General features: G+C 72.1%; 12 protein-coding genes and 1 pseudogene. 5 read left to right on the top strand and 8 right to left on the bottom strand.

The genetic code is table 11. The features are described from left to right. Nucleotides 1–29: 29 nt before the first annotated feature. Entirely contained in the window at nucleotides 30–824 is a 795-nt protein-coding gene (locus tag ACH4S9_RS35610) for a DUF1963 domain-containing protein (protein ID WP_398375683.1), read from the bottom strand. A gap of 176 nt (nucleotides 825–1,000) precedes the next feature. Between ACH4S9_RS35610 and ACH4S9_RS35605 the strand changes: the two genes are divergently transcribed. Together ACH4S9_RS35605 and ACH4S9_RS35600 are read left to right on the top strand one after the other, a co-directional pair. Then, nucleotides 1,001–1,978 (top strand): NlpC/P60 family protein, encoded by a 978-nt coding sequence (locus ACH4S9_RS35605; RefSeq protein ID WP_398375681.1) that lies wholly within the window; start codon nucleotides 1,001–1,003, stop codon nucleotides 1,976–1,978. 208 nt (nucleotides 1,979–2,186) lie between these two features. Further along, entirely contained in the window at nucleotides 2,187–3,011 is an 825-nt protein-coding gene (locus ACH4S9_RS35600) for a maleylpyruvate isomerase family mycothiol-dependent enzyme (protein ID WP_311725929.1), read from the top strand. 60 nt (nucleotides 3,012–3,071) lie between these two features. Here the strand turns inward: ACH4S9_RS35600 and ACH4S9_RS35595 are convergent, their stop codons facing one another. The 5 genes from ACH4S9_RS35595 to pdhA all read right to left on the bottom strand — a co-directional run bounded on the left by ACH4S9_RS35595 (nucleotide 3,072) and on the right by pdhA (nucleotide 8,846). Further along, nucleotides 3,072–4,367, bottom strand: a complete 1,296-nt coding sequence (locus ACH4S9_RS35595) for an MFS transporter (protein ID WP_311725930.1) — start codon at nucleotides 4,365–4,367, stop codon at nucleotides 3,072–3,074. After that, the gene (locus tag ACH4S9_RS35590; RefSeq protein ID WP_311725931.1) at nucleotides 4,364–5,035 is read right to left on the bottom strand and encodes a GntR family transcriptional regulator; all 672 of its coding nucleotides are present in this window, start codon (nucleotides 5,033–5,035) and stop codon (nucleotides 4,364–4,366) included. The genes ACH4S9_RS35595 and ACH4S9_RS35590 overlap by 4 nt, the downstream gene beginning before the upstream one ends. A gap of 154 nt (nucleotides 5,036–5,189) precedes the next feature. After that, a complete protein-coding gene (locus tag ACH4S9_RS35585) occupies nucleotides 5,190–6,686 on the bottom strand; it encodes a dihydrolipoamide acetyltransferase family protein (RefSeq protein ID WP_398375677.1) in 1,497 nt (498 codons plus the stop codon). Between the two features lie 23 nt (nucleotides 6,687–6,709). After that, the gene (locus ACH4S9_RS35580) at nucleotides 6,710–7,690 is read right to left on the bottom strand and encodes an alpha-ketoacid dehydrogenase subunit beta (protein WP_311725933.1); all 981 of its coding nucleotides are present in this window, start codon (nucleotides 7,688–7,690) and stop codon (nucleotides 6,710–6,712) included. A gap of 1 nt (nucleotide 7,691) precedes the next feature. Then, nucleotides 7,692–8,846, bottom strand: coding sequence for a pyruvate dehydrogenase (acetyl-transferring) E1 component subunit alpha (pdhA, locus tag ACH4S9_RS35575; RefSeq protein ID WP_398375675.1), 1,155 nt, complete (start codon nucleotides 8,844–8,846; stop codon nucleotides 7,692–7,694). A 343-nt stretch (nucleotides 8,847–9,189) separates the two neighbouring features. Between pdhA and ACH4S9_RS35570 the strand changes: the two are divergent. Both ACH4S9_RS35570 and ACH4S9_RS35565 read left to right on the top strand, forming a co-directional pair. After that, nucleotides 9,190–9,879, top strand: a pseudogene (locus tag ACH4S9_RS35570) (response regulator); the annotation flags it as partial. Between the two features lie 183 nt (nucleotides 9,880–10,062). Continuing rightward, nucleotides 10,063–11,100, top strand: a complete 1,038-nt coding sequence (locus ACH4S9_RS35565; RefSeq protein WP_311725936.1) for a phosphotransferase — start codon at nucleotides 10,063–10,065, stop codon at nucleotides 11,098–11,100. Between the two features lie 63 nt (nucleotides 11,101–11,163). Here ACH4S9_RS35565 and ACH4S9_RS35560 read toward each other — a convergent pair whose 3' ends face one another. Further along, entirely contained in the window at nucleotides 11,164–12,747 is a 1,584-nt protein-coding gene (locus ACH4S9_RS35560; protein WP_311725937.1) for a protein kinase, read from the bottom strand. 315 nt (nucleotides 12,748–13,062) lie between these two features. On the opposite strand from ACH4S9_RS35560, the gene ACH4S9_RS35555 reads away from it, so the two are divergent. After that, the gene (locus ACH4S9_RS35555; protein WP_311725939.1) at nucleotides 13,063–14,751 is read left to right on the top strand and encodes a protein kinase; all 1,689 of its coding nucleotides are present in this window, start codon (nucleotides 13,063–13,065) and stop codon (nucleotides 14,749–14,751) included. A gap of 78 nt (nucleotides 14,752–14,829) precedes the next feature. Here ACH4S9_RS35555 and ACH4S9_RS35550 read toward each other — a convergent pair whose 3' ends face one another. Continuing rightward, nucleotides 14,830–15,744: an NAD-dependent epimerase/dehydratase family protein gene (locus ACH4S9_RS35550; RefSeq protein ID WP_398375672.1), complete on the bottom strand. Its 915-nt coding sequence runs from the start codon at nucleotides 15,742–15,744 to the stop codon at nucleotides 14,830–14,832. Nucleotides 15,745–15,853 lie beyond the last annotated feature (109 nt).

The following is a 15,853-nucleotide window of genomic DNA, read 5'->3' as shown; positions in this document are numbered from 1 at the left end:
ACGGGGGGCGCCGCCGGCGCGGGACGGGCTCAGCAGCAGCGCATCTCCGCCCGGGCCTTGCTGAAGTCCCCCGCCGCGAACGCCTTCGCCGGGATCGTGAAGTACATCGTCCCGGCGTCACCCCAGCCCCAGCCGAGGTCCCCGTTCTCCGGGAGCTGGAGCAGATGGACGGCCGGGCCGTCGTCGTCGCGGTGGGTCACCCAGAACGCGTACGAGGTGTCGGGCCAGCCAAAGGCGCAGTGGCTGCCGGAGGTGTTCCCGTCGAGGTCGCCCATCGCGTCGAGGATGAGCGATGCCGCGCCCCAGTGCTCGTCCCGGTCGAACTCGACGTCGCCGTCCTCGACGTCCCAGGAGTCCGGGAGCATGGTGACCTCGGCCGCGTGGACGGGGGTGGCCGGATAGCTCCTCGCCGGTGCGGGTGCGGTGGTCTCGACCGCCCGTGCCGGATCGGCGGGAATGACGCGGCATGCCTCGGGCCCGTCGTCCAGCCTCGAGTACTGCTCGTACGGCAGGTCGGGATCGAGAGAGAAGAAGTTGAGCAGGCCCGGCCGCGTCGGCAGATGGTCCCCGAGCCAGGGGGCGAGGGCGTCGGTGTCGAGGACGGCGTGCAAGGAGAGCGGGATGCCCTCGACCTCGGGCCAGGGGGTGCCCGGTTCGAGCAGGGCGGGGCCGCCGAGCCGGCAGCGGCCGGTGGCCCGGGCGCTGTCCGTCGGAGGGTCGAGCAGGAAGCCGCGGCGGGCCATGGCCGCGAACTGTCGGCCGGCCTTCTCGCCGAGCCGTTCGGCGCACTCTCGGCGCATGTCGTCAGCGTCGTCGAATCGCATGCCGGGATGTTCCCAACTCCCCCTGACAATCGGCGCGGAGGAGGCTGTCCGACCCGGCCTGACCTGCGCAGACGGGTCCGGACTGTCTCGGACGGCCCAGTCGTTGCCGGACACCCTCGCGCCCCAGCAGCCTCCCTTTCACGCCCCGAGTCAGGGGTCCCGCCAAGGAGGTTGTGATGAGCGAGCACATACGGACCGCCCGGCGCCGTGCCGAGGCGTCAGGAGCGGCCCACGCCAAGCCGCGCGCCGCGCGGGGAGGGCCGCTGGCCACCGTGGGCCGGGCGGCGGTGCGCACCGGCGCCCTGGCGGTGCTCGCCGTCCTCGCGATCCTCGCGGGCGCGCTGCTGGCCGTGCACGGGCCGGGTGACCGGGCCGCCGCGCAGTCGCCTTCCCCGTCCCGGCAGGTGACGCTGGCTCCGCCGACCGAGGCGAAGGCCCCGGCGGAGCAGCCGAAAGAGCAGCCGAAGGAGCGGAAGGACGACCGGCCGGGCACCGCCCCGCCGACGAAGGTGGTGGTGCTGGTCTCCGGCGACACGCTGTACGGCCTGGCCGAGCAGAACCACACCACCGTCAAGAAGCTCCAGCACCTGAACGGGCTCGGCAGCTCGACCCTCATCTACGCCGGCGACACCCTGAACCTGCCCGGGACGGTCGCGAGGGACACCGTCGAGCGGCCGGCGCCGTCCGACGGCGAGCGCGGCACCGACGACAGCGGCAGGAAGCACACCGAGAAGCAGCCCAAGAAGCCGGCCAAGAAGCAGCCCGCGAAACCCGCAAAGAAGCGACCCGCGCAGCACACCGACGGCCGGGCCGCGAAGGCCGTCGCCTACGCCCGCGCCCAGCTCGGCCAGGCCTACGTCTGGGGCGGCACCGGCCCCCGCGGCTACGACTGCTCGGGGCTGACCATGCGGGCCTGGCAGGCCGCCGGGGTCCAGCTCCCCCGCACCACCTGGAAGCAGCGATACGCCGGGAAGGAGACCACCCGGGCCGAACTGCGCCCCGGCGACCTGGTGCTGTCCAACGGCGACGGCCACATCGCCCTCTACATCGGCGGCGGCAAGGTCATCCACGCCCCGCGCCCCGGTAGCACCGTCCAGGTGGCCCCGCTGCCGGAGCCCGGAAAGGTCACCGGCTACCGCCATATCGCCAACTGAGGCGGCACCCCACGGTTTTCACCCGACCCGTCCGGTTTCATCCGGATCTGTGGCGGCGGGGCGCGCACCTTACCACCGCTCTCAGCGGTCGAGCGGCCGATCCGGGCCTACGATCAGACCCGAAAGCACTCCCGGGGTGCTCGTGCGCAGCGTAACTTAAACGCACACACAAGCACCCAGCCCGCGTACGAACCGCCCGAGGGGTCCCGTGACCGTCCATCCCAGCCTGCAGACTTCCATCGACGCCTGGACCCATTCCGTCGAAGCGATATTCGAGTTGGTGAATCCGCTCGTCGAGGGGGAGTGGAACCGGGCCACCGAGTGCCCAGGATGGTCGGTGCGCGACGTGGTCTCGCATGTCATCGGCCTCGAGACCGAGATGCTCGGCGATCCGCGCCCGATCCACTCGCTGCCGCGCGACCTGTACCACGTCACCAGCGAGCACGCGCGCTATATGGAGGTCCAGGTCGACGTACGGCGCTGCCACACCGCGCCGGAGATGACCTCCGAGCTGGACTACACCATCATCCGCCGCAGTCGGCAGCTGCGGAACGAGAAGCGCCAGCCGGACCACATGGTGCGCTGGCCCGGCGGGGGCGAGGTGGCCCTGGAGAAGGCCCTGCTCGGGCGGGTCTTCGACGTATGGGTGCATGAGCAGGATCTGCGACGGGCGCTTGGCCGGCCGGGCAATCTGGACTCGCCGGGCGCGATCATCGTCCGGGACCGTCTGCTGGCCGCGCTTCCGAAGGTGGTCGCCGACGACGCGGGCGCGGCGCCCGGCTCGGCGGTGGTCTTCGACGTCAGCGGCCCGCTGGAGTTCATGCGGACGGTGCGGGTCAGCGCAGAGGGCCGGGCCACCATCGACGGCAGCGTCTCGCTCGGGCCGACCGTGACGCTGACCCTGGACTGGGAGACGTATCTGCGCCTGGCCTGCGGGCGGGTGCGGCCGGAGGCGGTCTCCGACAAGCTGAAGATCGAGGGCGACCAGCAGCTGGCCGAGGCGATCCTGACCCACTTCGCGGTCACGGCCTGAGGCGTCCCGAGGCCACCGCACGGGCCTCAGGACGGTTACGGCCCCAGGGGGTTCAGCGGGTCACGCCGGTACGTGCACCGCCTCGACGCGGCTCGCGACGACGCGCTCGCGCTCCCGGCGGTGTGCCCGCCCGCGCAGCCGCAGCACCTGCGTGATGCCGAGGGCCTGGAGGACGAACACGGAGGCGAAGGCGATGCGGTAGTTGTTCCCGGTCGCGTCCAGCAGCACGCCGATGGCCAGCAGGGTGGTCATCGACGCGGTGAAGCCGCCCATGTTGACGATGCCGGAGGCGGTGCCGAGCCGCTCGGGCGGGTTGGCGGGCCGGGCGAAGTCGAAGCCGATCATCGAGGCGGGCCCGCAGGCGCCGAGCACGGCGCACAGCGCGATCAGCAGCCACATGGGCGCGTGGTCGCCGGGCCAGGCCAGCACGGCGCCCCACAGCAGCGCGGTGGCCGCGACGGTGCCGAGGGCGAGCGGCGCGCGGGCGGCGTGGTGCCGGGCGATGACCTGTCCGTAGACCAGGCCGACCGCCATGTTGGAGAGCACCACCAGGGTCAGCAGCTCGCCGGCGGAGGCGCGGGAGAGCCCCTCGGCCTCGACCAGGAAGGGCAGCCCCCACAGCAGCAGGAAGACCATCGCGGGGAACTGGGTGGTGAAGTGCACCCACATGCCGAGCCGGGTGCCGGGCTCGCGCCAGGCCGCCGCGATCTGCCGGCGGACGAAGCCGGCGCCGGAGTGGGTGGACGGGACGGGCTCGTGCCCTTCCGGGTGGTCCTTCAGGAAGGCCACCACCAGGACCAGGACGACCACGCCGCCGATCGCGCTGCCCGCGAAGGTCGGGGTCCAGCCGATGCCGTGCAGCGCCTGCGCGATCACCAGCGTCGAGATCAGGTTGCCCGCCATCCCGAACAACGCGGCGACCTGCGCGATCAGCGGCCCGCGGCGGGCCGGGAACCAGCGCGAGCCCAGCCGCAGCACGCTGATGAACGTCATGGCGTCGCCGCAGCCGAGCAGCGCGCGGGAGGCCAGCGCGAACCCGTACGAGTGGGAGAGCGCGAAGCCGAGCTGGCCGGTGGTGAACAGCACGACGCCGAGCGCGAGCACCTTCTTGGTGCCGAGCCGGTCGACCATCAGGCCGACGGGTATCTGCATGCCCGCGTAGACGAGCACCTGGAGGATCGAGAACGTCGACAGCGCCGAGGCGTTGATGTGGAACCGCTCGGCGGCGTCCAGGCCGGCCACGCCCAGGCTGGTGCGGTAGGTGATGGCCATGAAGTAGACGGCGACCCCGATGCCCCAGACGGCGGCGGCCCGCCGTCCGCCGGGCGGATCGCCGGGCAGTCTGAGGTCGCTCACCGCACCTCACCCCGGGCGAGGTTGTTCACCCAGCTGATGTGGCGCTCGACCAGCTTGGCGGCGGCGGTGGCGTCGCCGGAGCGCAGGGCGGTCAGGATCTCGGTGTGCTCGGTGATGTTCTTGGCGATGCGGCCGGGCTCGGCGTGCATGGTGGCCACGCCCATCCGCAGCTGGCGGTCCCTCAGCTGGTCGTACAGATGGGCCAGGATGCCGTTCCCCGCGGCCCGTACGATCTCGGCGTGGAAGCACCGGTCGGCGACCGCGAAGGCGTTCAGGTCCCCGGCGGCCGCGTGCTCCTTCTGCTCCTCCAGCAGTTCCTCCAGCCGGGCGATCAGCCTCTGCCCGGCCGGGACGACCTTGGCGACGGCGTGCCGCTCGACCAGCAGCCGGGTCTCGACGACGTCCGCGATCTCCTGCGCGGACACGGGCAGCACCAGGGCGCCCTTCTTGGGGTAGAGCTTGAGCAGCCCCTCGACCTCGAGCCGGAGCAGGGCCTCGCGCACGGGCGTGCGCGAGACGCCGACGGCCTCGGCGAGATCGCCCTCGGTCAGCAGCGTGCCGCCCTCGTAGCGGCGGTCGAGGACGGCTTGCTTGACATGCGCGTAGACGCGTTCGGCGGCGGGTGGCTGTTTGGTGGTCGGGCCGGCAGGGACGGGAGCGGGAGGCATGCGCACATCATAGATACAACACGTATGCGTGGCAGGAGGCCGTCCGGGATACGAGACATCGTTCACGCCGACGGGTGCACGCCGACGGCCCGGCCGCGCGAGGCAGCCGGGCCGTAGGGGCCGCAGGGGCTGTAGGGGCCGCAGGGGCCGGAGGTCAGCCCCAGGTGATGAGCCGCTTGGGGTGCTCCAGGATGGCCGCGACGTCCGCGAGCACCTTGGAGCCCAGCGCGCCGTCGATCATCCGGTGGTCGAAGGACAGCGCGAGGGTGGTCACCTGGCGCGGCTTGACCTTGCCCTTGTGGACCCACGGCTGGAGCTTGACCGCGCCGAAGGCGAGGATCGCGGACTCTCCGGGGTTGAGGATCGGGGTGCCGGTGTCGATGCCGAAGACGCCGACGTTGGTGATGGTGACCGTGCCGCCGGACATCGCCGCCGGGCTGGTCCGGCCCTCGCGGGCGGTGGCGACAAGCTCGCCAAGAGCGGACGCCAGTTCGGGCAGGGTCAGCGAGCCCGCGTCCTTGATGTTGGGGACGATCAGCCCCCGGGGCGTGGCGGCCGCGATGCCGAGGTTGACGTAGTCCTTGTAGACGATCTCCTGGGCGCCCTCGTCCCAGGCCGCGTTGGCGTCCGGGTTGCGCCGGATCGCCACCAGGAAGGCCTTGGCGACCAGCAGCAGCGGGTTCACCCGCAGCCCGGCCAGGTCCGGGTCCTGCTTGAGGTCGGCGACCAGCTTCATCGTGCGGGTGACGTCCACGGTGACGAACTCGGTCACGTGGGGGGCCGTGAAGGCGCTGCTGACCATCGCCTGGGCGGTGGCCTTCCGTACGCCCTTGATCGGCACCCGGCGCTCCCGGCCGACGACGGAGGCAGGGGCCGCCTCCGCCACGGCCGCTGCGGGCTCCGCCACGGGCTCGGCCACCGCGGCGGGCGCGGGGGCCGCGGCCGCGTGGACGTCCTCGCGGGTGATGGTGCCGTCGGGGCCGGTCGGTGTGACCGCCGCCAGGTCGATGCCCAGGTCCTTGGCGAGCTTGCGGACCGGGGGCTTGGCCAGCGGGCGCGCGGCCCTGCCGTGGCCGTTCAGCTCCGCCTGAGACGGCGCGACGGCGGGGGCGGGCGCCGGTGCGGAGGCCGCCGGTGCGGGGGCCGCCGGTGCGGGTGCGGGGGTCGGGGTGGGGAGCGGCTGGGCCGGGACGCCCTGGGCGGGCGCCGCCTCCAGGCCGGGCCGCGGCTTGCGCGGGCGGCGCTTGGTCGACGAGGGCGCGGCGCCGTAGCCGACCAGATTGGCCTGGCGGCCCTCTGGCTCGGCAGCCGCCTCGGCGGCCTGGGCGGTCTCGGCGGACCGGGCGGGTTCGGCGGGGGCCGCGGCGGGCGGCGCGGGCGCGTCCCCGTCGCCCGGCCGGGTGTCCACCGCGATGATCACGGTGCCCACGTCCACCGTGGTGCCCTCGCCGAAGCGCAGCTCGTGCACCACCCCGTCGAACGGAATGGGCAGCTCGACCGCCGCCTTCGCGGTCTCGACCTCACAGACCACCTGGCCGTCGGCGACCGTGTCACCCGGCGCCACGTACCACTTGAGGATCTCCGCCTCGGTGAGTCCCTCGCCCACGTCGGGCATCTTGAACTCACGGAAGCGCTGATCGGTTGCAGCCATGGTCACGACTCTCCTCAAGCCCTTCAGTACGCCAACGCGCGGTCAACGGCGTCGAGCACCCGGTCGAGGCCCGGGAGGTATTCGTCCTCCAGCCGCGACGGCGGGTACGGGGCGTGGAAACCGCCGACCCGCAGCACCGGGGCCTCAAGCTGATAGAAGCACCTCTCGGTGATCCGTGCGGCGATCTCCGCGCCAGTTCCCAAAAAGACCGGTGCCTCGTGGACGACGACCAGCCGGCCGGTCTTCTCGACGGAACGCTGAAGGGTGTCGAAGTCGATCGGCGACATCGACCGCAGGTCCACGACCTCGAGCGACTTGCCCTCCTCGGCGGCCGCGCCGGCGGCGTCGAGCGCGACCTTGACCATGGGTCCGTACGCGGCGAGGGTCAGATCGGTGCCGGCCCGGGCCACCCGGGCGATGTGCAGCGGGTCGGGGATCGCCGCGGTGTCGACCTCGGACTTGTCGTGGTAGCGGCGCTTCGGCTCGAAGTAGATCACCGGGTCGTCGCTGCCGATGGCCTGCTGGAGCATCCAGTAGGCGTCGGAGGCGTTGGAGGGCGAGACCACCTTCAACCCGGCGACATGCGCGAACAGCGCCTCCGGCGACTCGCTGTGGTGCTCGACCGCGCCGATGCCGCCGCCGTACGGAATGCGGATGACGACCGGCATCTTGACCTTGCCCAGCGAGCGCGCGTGCATCTTGGCGAGCTGCGTGACGATCTGGTCGTAAGCCGGGAAGACGAACCCGTCAAACTGGATCTCCACCACCGGGCGGTAGCCGCGCAGCGCGAGCCCGATCGCGGTGCCGACGATGCCGGACTCGGCGAGCGGGGTGTCGATGACCCGGTCCTCGCCGAAGTCCTTCTGGAGGCCGTCGGTGACACGGAAGACCCCGCCGAGCTTGCCGACGTCCTCACCCATGATCAGGACCTTGGGGTCGTTCTCGAGCGCCGTGCGCAGCGATGCGTTGATCGCCTTGGAGAGCGACATCTTCTGGGCGGCCATCTCAGTTGCCCTCCTCGGCGGAAGCGAACGAAGCCTGGTACTCGGCGAACTGCGCGCGCTCCTCGTCGACCAGCGGGTGCCCGTCGGCGTAGATGTGTTCGAAGAGCGCCATGTCGTCGGGGTCCGGCATGGCCCGTACCGCGTCGCGCACCCGCTTGGCGAGCGCGTCGCTCTCCTCCTCGAGCTCGGCGAAGAAGGCGTCGTCCGCCAGGCCCTGCGCGGTCAGGTGGGTGCGCAGCCGCAGGATCGGGTCCTTGGTCTCCCACAGCTCGCGCTCCTCGGCCCGGCGGTAGCGGGTCGGGTCGTCGGAGGTGGTGTGGGCGCCCATCCGGTAGGTGAACGCCTCGATGAGCATGGGGCCCTGGCCGGTGCGGGCGCGCTCCAGCGCGACCTTGGTGACCGCGAGACAGGCCAGCACGTCGTTGCCGTCGACCCGGACGCCCGGGAAGCCGTAGCCCTGGGCGCGCTGGTAGAGGGGGACGCGGGTCTGCCGCTCGGTGGGCTCGGAGATGGCCCACTGGTTGTTCTGGCAGAAGAACACCACCGGGGCGTTGTAGACCGCGGCGAAGGTGAACGCCTCGGCGACGTCACCCTGGCTGGAGGCCCCGTCCCCGAAGTAGGCCAGGACCGCGGTGTCCGCGCCGTCCTTGGCCACGCCCATCGCGTAGCCCGTCGCGTGCAGCGTCTGCGAGCCGATGACGATGGTGTAGAGGTGGAAGTTGTTGCTGTTGGGGTCCCAGCCGCCGTGGTTCACGCCGCGGAACATGCCCAGCAGATTCACCGGGTCCACGCCGCGGCACCAGGCCACGCCGTGCTCGCGGTAGGTGGGGAAGACGTAGTCGTCGTCCTGAAGGGCCCGGCCGGAGCCGATCTGGGCGGCCTCCTGGCCCAGCAGCGAGGCCCACAGACCCAGCTCGCCCTGGCGCTGGAGGGTGGTGGCCTCGCCGTCGAAGCGCCGGCTCAGCACCATGTCCCGGTACAGGGCACGCAGCTCTTCGGGCGTGGGGTCCAGGGAGTACTCGGGGTGTTCGACCCGCTCACCCTCGGGGGTCAGCAGCTGGACGAGCTCGGGCTGGTCGGCCGCTCGCCGCTTCGCGCTGGTGCGCTTGGCTCCGCTTCGGCGCGGTTTGCGCGCTGAAGTGCTCTCCACGGTCACGTGTACTCCTCCGTCTGTCCGGCCCCCGGGGTCCGCCGGCGGCCAGTTGCGGCTCGCTCGCTCGGCGACAGCGCACGGGGTGGGTGCGCCGAAGACCGACCGGGCGTGACAGGTATCCCGGCGGCTGGCCCTGCAAAGGGCACGTTACCCAGTGGGTAGCATCTCTGCGAAACCCCTTCTGACCTGCAATTTTGCTTGGATTTCCAAGTAAATCGCGCAGAAGTGGAACAACCACTGGTCACAGCCCCGCAGCCCGTCGGAACAACCGCACGTTATCTCTCAGGACAACGGCGCGGAAAGACATGGAAAGACGCAAGAAGACTCGGTGTGTGAGACTGGATTCGTGCGCGAAGAAGGAAAAATCACCATTTTCCTGCTCGACGACCATGAAATCCTACGACGCGGTGTTCATGAGCTCCTCTCGGGTGAGCCGGACATGGCGGTGGTCGGCGAGGCGGGCACCGTGGCCGAGGCCCTCGCCCGGATCCCCGACGCGCACCCCGATGTCGCCCTGCTGGATCTCCGGCTGCCGGACGGCAGCGGCGTCGAGGTCTGCCGGGAGGTCCGCGCCCACCACCCGGAGGTGCGGTGCCTGATGCTCTCCTCCTTCGCCGACGACACCGCCCTCATCGACGCGATCATGGCGGGCGCCTACGGGTACGTCCTCAAGGACATCGGAAGCGACGAACTGCTCGCCGCCGTACGGGACGTGGCGGCGGGCCGCTCCCTGCTCGACCCGGCCGCCACGGCCCGCATGCTGGAGCGGGTGCGCGCGGGCGGGGGTGCGGGGCTGAGTACGGGCACGGGCACGGGCATGGCCGCGGCCCGGCTCGGTGACGACCTGAGCGCCGACCTCACCGACCAGGAGCGCCGGATCCTGGTGCTGATCGGGGAGGGGCTGACCAACCGCGCGATCGGCGAGCGGCTGCATCTCGCCGAGAAGACGATCAAGAACTATGTCTCCGGGGTGCTGGCCAAGCTCGGCATGGAGCGCCGCTCGCAGGCCGCCGCCTATGTGGCCCGGTTCCAGGCCCGGACACAGGCTCCGGCACAGGCCCCGTCACAGACCGCGCCGCAGGCCCCTTCGCAGGCCTCTTCACAGGCCCCTTCACAAGCCCCGGCCGAGGCCCGGAAGACCCAGCCGCAGAAGCACTGACCGCACGCCCGCGTCAACTCGCGCCGTGGCCAACGCGTTCGTTGATCTAACATCTGGCGCGTGTCGCGCTCACATGTAACCTCCGCCGAGACCGCTCCCGACGGGGAAACCCTGAGCGCGCTGTTACGCCGCTACGACCGCACCGGCGAGGCGGTGTCCTGCGAGCGCGTCGCCGAGGGCCTGCTCAACCGCGGCTACCGGCTGGCCACCACCCGCGGCCGGTTCTTCCTCAAGCACCACCTGGACGGGGACCACGCCGCCATCGCCCGCCAGCACCGGGTGACCCAGCTGCTGGAGACCCTGGGGGTGCCCGTCGCCCCGCCCGTCCCCGACGCCGAAGGCCGCACCGTCGTGGTCATCGGCGGCCGCTGCTACGCCCTGCACCCCTGGGTCGACGGGCGGCACCGCGTCGGCGGCGAGCTGACGCCCGTCCAGTCCTGGCGGCTGGGCGGGCTGCTCGGGCTCGTCCACACCTGTCTGGAGGAGGTCGTGGAGGCCCGCGCCGCCGACCGGCAGCCCCCCGAGTCCTCCGCCGACCCCGAGTACACCTTCACCCTCATCGACCGGCTGCTCGTCCTCGCCCGCGGCAGCCGCCGGCACGACAGCTTCGACGGGCTGGCCGAGCACCGCCTGATCGAACGGCGCGCCCTGCTGGAGCGGCACGCGCACCGCCGCCCGGAGGCCGACGCCATCCCGGCCACCGGCTGGGTCCACGGCGACTTCCACCCGCTGAACCTGCTCTACCGCGACACGGAACCGGCCGCGATCGTCGACTGGGACCGGCTCGGGGTGCAGCCCCGTGCCGAGGAGGCGGTCCGCGCCGCCGCGATCTTCTTCGTACGGCCGGACGGCCCGCTGGAGCTGGACAAGGTGCGGCCGTACGCGCGCGCGTACCGCTGCGAGACGGGCGCCGGGGCCGCCGAGATGGCGGCGGCAGTGCACCGGGTGTGGTGGGAGCGGCTCAACGACTTCTGGATGCTGCGCTGGCGCTACCAGGACGGGGACCGGCGCGCCGATCCGCTGTTCCCCGCGGCGGCGGCCCTGGCGGTGTGGTGGACGCGGGAGTACGAGGCGGTCCGCGACGCCTTCTGCGGCTGAGCGGCGCCCGCCGGGGTGCGGCGGGCGCGGCGAGCGCGGCGGACCCTGCCGGGCGGTCTCCGGTCAGCCCACCCCGACCCCGCCGGTGGCCGGGTCGGTGGTCCCGGGATCGGTCGGGTCGCTCGACGGCGGGGTGGTCGTCGGGGTGGTCTCCTGGCCGTCGCCCGGGGTGGTCTCGGTGTCGGTCGGGTCGGCGGAGGGCGCGTCGGTCTCCGTGTCCGGCGGGGGCGTGGTGGCGCTCTCGCTGTACGAGGGCGACGCGGGCTCCGTAGGACCGGTGTAGCCGCCCGTGTCCCCGGAGGTCTCGGTGGGCCCGCTCGACGTCGTCGCCTCGTCCGACGGCTCCTCGGTCGGCTTCTTCGTGGGCGTCTGGCTGGTCGACGTCTCGGTCTTGCCCGGCCCCTTCTTGTTGTCGTCGCCGCCCTGGTTTATCGCGAAGGCGACACCGACCGCGATGGCGATCACCGCGAGCACGGCCAGCAGCCACATCCGGCCACGGCCGCCGCGGCCGGAACCGTCGTCGTAGCCACCGTCGTAGCCGCCGTCGTCGCGGCGACCGCCCGGAAGGATCGGCTGCTGGCTGGTGTCGCCGTGCCCCGGGTGCGGCATGGCGGTCGTGCCGGCCATGCCCATGGCGCCGGTGGAGCCGCCCAGGTGCTGGGTGACCGGGCCGGTGCTCCAGGTGCCGGTGTGGCCGCCCGCCTCGGTCAGCATCTGGAGGGCGTACTGGATCAGACCGCGCATCTCCTCGGCGCTCTGGAAGCGGTCGTCCGGGTCCTTGGCCAGCGAGCGCATCACGAGCCCGTCGAGCTCCGGCGCCACCGCGCCCCCGGAGATCTCCGACGGCGGCACCGGCATGTCCTGAACATGCTGGTAGACCACCGAGAGCGGGGTCTCGCCGACGAACGGCGGGCGCAGCGCGAGCAGCTCATAGAGCAGACAGCCCGTGGCGTAGAGGTCGGAGCGGTGATCGACGGCCTTGCCGAGCGCCTGCTCCGGCGAGAGGTACTGCGGGGTGCCCATGACCATGCCGGTCTGGGTCATGGTGGAGGCGGCCCCGTGCAGGGCGCGGGCGATGCCGAAGTCCATCACCTTGACGGCGCCGCTGTGGGTGATGATCACGTTCGCCGGCTTGATGTCGCGGTGCACGATGCCGTGCTGGTGGCTGTAGGCCAGCGCCTCCAGCACCCCCGAGACGATGATCAGCGCCTGGTCCGCGGGCGGCGCCTCGGCGCTCACCAGGAGATCGCGGATCGTACGGCCCTCGACCAGCTCCATGACGATGTACGGCACGGTGCTCTGAATGGACCCGGGCTGCCCGACGATGTCCTCGCCGGAGTCGTAGACCGCGACGACGGCGTGGTGGTTGAGCCCGGCGACCGACTGGGCCTCGCGGGTGAAGCGGGCCTTGGAGACCGGGTCCTCCGCCAGGTCGGCGCGGAGCAGCTTCACCGCGACCGTACGGCCGAGCCGCACGTCCTCCGCCGCGAACACCTCGGCCATGCCACCGCGGCCGAGTCGGCTGGTGAGTCGGTAGCGGCCGTCGCCGACCAGGCCGCCGTTACCCCACGCCTCGGGTGAGTCCGGCATTCCGGCCCCGGTGGCGTCAGGTTCGGAGGGCCCCTGGGCGCTCTGGGTCTGTGCCATCGGTCCTCGCCGTCTGATCTGGGTGGGGGTCTCATCGCGATCGCCCCGCTCGCGGGCGGTACGGTTTGCTGCTAGAGCACGCTACAGGGTTCGTGCCGCGCACCGGTTCGTGATGGACCGGCCATCAAACCTGCTGTAGGTGAGGCCAGGCAAATCGCGTGACGGGTTCTTGCACATCCGGTCACGGAACGGGCACGCCGCTTGACGTGTCCGTGGCCTGGGGCAGACTGGGCCGGGGTATCGAGTCAAAGAAGATCATCAGTGGGTCGGAACGTGCGCGTCAAGCTAGTGAGTGCGCCGAGGGGGACGTAAGAAATGAGCCAGCAGGGCGCACCGGGCCGGTACGAGGGGAAATCGCTCGCGGGCGGCCGCTATCAGCTGCGGGACCTGCTCGGCGAGGGCGGTATGGCCTCCGTCCACCTGGCCTACGACAGCGTTCTCGACCGCCAGGTCGCGATCAAGACCCTGCACACCGAACTGGGCCGTGAGCAGTCCTTCCGCGAGCGCTTCCGCCGCGAGGCCCAGGCCGTCGCCAAGCTGACCCACACCAACATCGTCTCGGTCTTCGACACCGGCGAGGACACGATCGACGGCTCCGTGATGCCGTACATCGTCATGGAGTACGTGGAGGGCCAGCCGCTGCGCTCCGTGCTCGACGCCGATGCCCGGCAGTACGGCGCGATGCCCACGGAAAAAGCGCTGAAAATCACCGCTGACGTGCTGGCCGCGCTGGAGATCAGCCACGAGATGGGGCTGGTCCACCGCGACATCAAGCCCGGTAACGTGATGATGACCAAGCGTAATGTGGTCAAAGTCATGGACTTCGGCATCGCCCGCGCCATGCAGTCCGGCGTGACCTCCATGACCCAGACCGGCATGGTCGTCGGCACCCCGCAGTACCTCTCGCCCGAGCAGGCCCTCGGCCGCGGCGTGGACGCCCGCAGCGACCTCTACTCGGTCGGCATCATGCTCTTCGAGCTGCTGACGGGCCGGCTGCCGTTCGACGCGGACTCGCCGCTCGCCATCGCGTACGCGCACGTCCAGGAGGAGCCGGTCGCGCCCTCCACGATCAACCAGTCCATTCCCCCGGCGGTGGACGCGCTGGTCGCCCGCGCGCTGAAGAAGAACCCGAACGAGCGGTTCCCCAACGCCGAGGCGATGCGCGACGAGTGCGCCCGGGTCTCCCGCACCGGACAGACCGGCGCAAACCCGATCATCATCAGCGGCGGCCCGCCGGCCCGTAGCGGCTCCGGCGTGGGCTCGGCCGTCTTCCCGCCGATCGACCAGCACACCCCCGGCCCGGGCATGGGGAGCGTCCAGACCCCGTACCAGCCGCAGTCCTCCGGCGGGTTCGGCGGCTTCGGCCCCTCCACCCCGCCGCCGCCCAGTCAGCCGATGGCGCAGGGGGGCTACAGCACCCCGGCCCCGGCCCCGGCGCAGACCCCGCCCCCCGCGCCGTACGCGCAGGGCGGCGCCCAAACCCCGCCGCCGTACACCGTCTCGCCCGCCTCGGCCCCGTCCTCGGGCGGCGGCCAGGGCGGCGACAACGGCAACAAGCGCGTGATCATCGGCTCGGCGGTCGTCGCGGCGATCGCGGTCGTCGCGGTGGTCCTGGTCATCGCCCTCAGCGGGGGCGGCGGCGGATCCGACGACCAGCAGGCGCGCGACGACGGCAAGGACACCAAGTCCGCCTCGTCGTCCGCGCCCCCGTCCGGATTCCGTGAGGGCGACAAGACCAAGGTCATCGACCCGGAGAAGTGCACCGACGCCTCGGAGGCCTACGACCAGAAGGGCGCCTACAACGTGCCCGACTTCCAGAACCTCTACATCGACTCGGTGAAGAAGTGCATCCGGGCCGCGGGCTGGAAGTACAACGTGGTCACGGAAGACGAGAACCTGTGGGGCAAGGGCACCGTCCTCAACTACACGTACCGCAACTACGAGCCGTACGACCCGAAGACCGACACCATCGAGCTGACCGTCTCCACGGGGATGCCGGGCTGATCGTGGTCGTCGTCTGATCGTCGTCGTCTGATCGTCGTTTTGGGGAAGGGGCCCGGCATCCGCCGGGCCCCTTCGCCGTCACAGCGCCGTGAACCCCGTCCGCCAGGTCGGGTGCAGCGGCCGCCAGCCGAGCCGGCGGCGGGCGAGGGTGTTGTCGGCCCCCCGCTCCCAGCCCTCCCTGCCGCCGTCCGCGGCGGGGGCGGGCGGCGGCGCGCCCACGGCGTCCGCGAACGCCGGCAGCCACGCGTGGGCCGGGGCCGGTTCGTCGTCCACGATGTTGACGGTGCCGGTCGGCCAGTCCAGCGCCGCCACCGCGGCCCGGGCGGCGTCCTCGACATGGACGAACGAGCCGACCGCGTCGCCCGCCACGGGCAGGCCGACCAGCGCCGCCGCCGGATCCCCCGCCGGATCCCCCGCCGGATCCCCCGCCGCCTGCTCGCCGCGCAGCGCCGCGTCCAGCGGCCCGCCCCGCGCGTACCAGGTGCCGGGGCCGTAGAACGTCCCGTAGCGCAGCACCACATGCGTCTCGATCTCCGCGGCGGCCTCCTCCAGCGCCCGCAGGCTGTCGACCATCCCGGCCCGCGGCGGCTCCGCTTCCAGGTCGAGCGGGGTGCTTTCGCCGGCCGGGGCGTCACCGGGCGCGTAGGCCCAGGAGATGGACTGGGCGACGATGCGCCTGACCCCGGCGCGCTTGGCGGCGTCGACGAGGTGGCGGGTGCCCTCCCTGCGGATCCGCCCGTTCTCCGCGCGGTCGCCGTTGGCCAGGGCGGTCAGCTGGTGGACGACCGCGTCGGGGGCGGCGTCCGCGACCGCCCGGTGCACGCGGGCAGCGTCGAAGACGTCCACGCGCACGGCCGAGGCCCCCTGCGCGCGCAGCCGCTCCGCCCCCTCCCCGGTGCGCGTAGCGCCGGTGACCTCGTGCCCCGCCGCCACGAGAAGCGGGACGAGACGGCGGCCGACCGCGCCGGTGGCTCCCGCGACGAAGACGCGCATGGTGGTACTACCTCTTTCTGCCTCTTGGGACTGTCGGCCCAGGTGAGAAAGCGGCCGGACCGCTGTCAGGGGACAATCCGGGGGCTCGGCGATGGGCCACTATCGCCCA

The organism is Streptomyces sp. NPDC021225, from assembly GCF_044332865.1.
Lineage (GTDB): Bacteria > Actinomycetota > Actinomycetes > Streptomycetales > Streptomycetaceae > Streptomyces.
This window is presented reverse-complemented; position numbering and strand designations above follow the sequence as displayed.

Bases quoted from the DNA above. Each gene is read 5' to 3' on its own strand.
- ACH4S9_RS35610 (WP_398375683.1), bottom strand. From the start codon at position 824: ATGCGATTCGACGACGCTGACGACATGCGCCGAGAGTGCGCCGAACGG.
- ACH4S9_RS35605 (WP_398375681.1), top strand. From the start codon at position 1,001: ATGAGCGAGCACATACGGACCGCCCGGCGCCGTGCCGAGGCGTCAGGA.
- ACH4S9_RS35590 (WP_311725931.1), bottom strand. From the start codon at position 5,035: ATGCCTCCCGCTCCCGTCCCTGCCGGCCCGACCACCAAACAGCCACCC.
- ACH4S9_RS35585 (WP_398375677.1), bottom strand. From the start codon at position 6,686: ATGGCTGCAACCGATCAGCGCTTCCGTGAGTTCAAGATGCCCGACGTG.
- ACH4S9_RS35580 (WP_311725933.1), bottom strand. From the start codon at position 7,690: ATGGCCGCCCAGAAGATGTCGCTCTCCAAGGCGATCAACGCATCGCTG.
- ACH4S9_RS35560 (WP_311725937.1), bottom strand. From the start codon at position 12,747: ATGGCACAGACCCAGAGCGCCCAGGGGCCCTCCGAACCTGACGCCACC.
- ACH4S9_RS35555 (WP_311725939.1), top strand. From the start codon at position 13,063: ATGAGCCAGCAGGGCGCACCGGGCCGGTACGAGGGGAAATCGCTCGCG.
- ACH4S9_RS35550 (WP_398375672.1), bottom strand. From the start codon at position 15,744: ATGCGCGTCTTCGTCGCGGGAGCCACCGGCGCGGTCGGCCGCCGTCTC.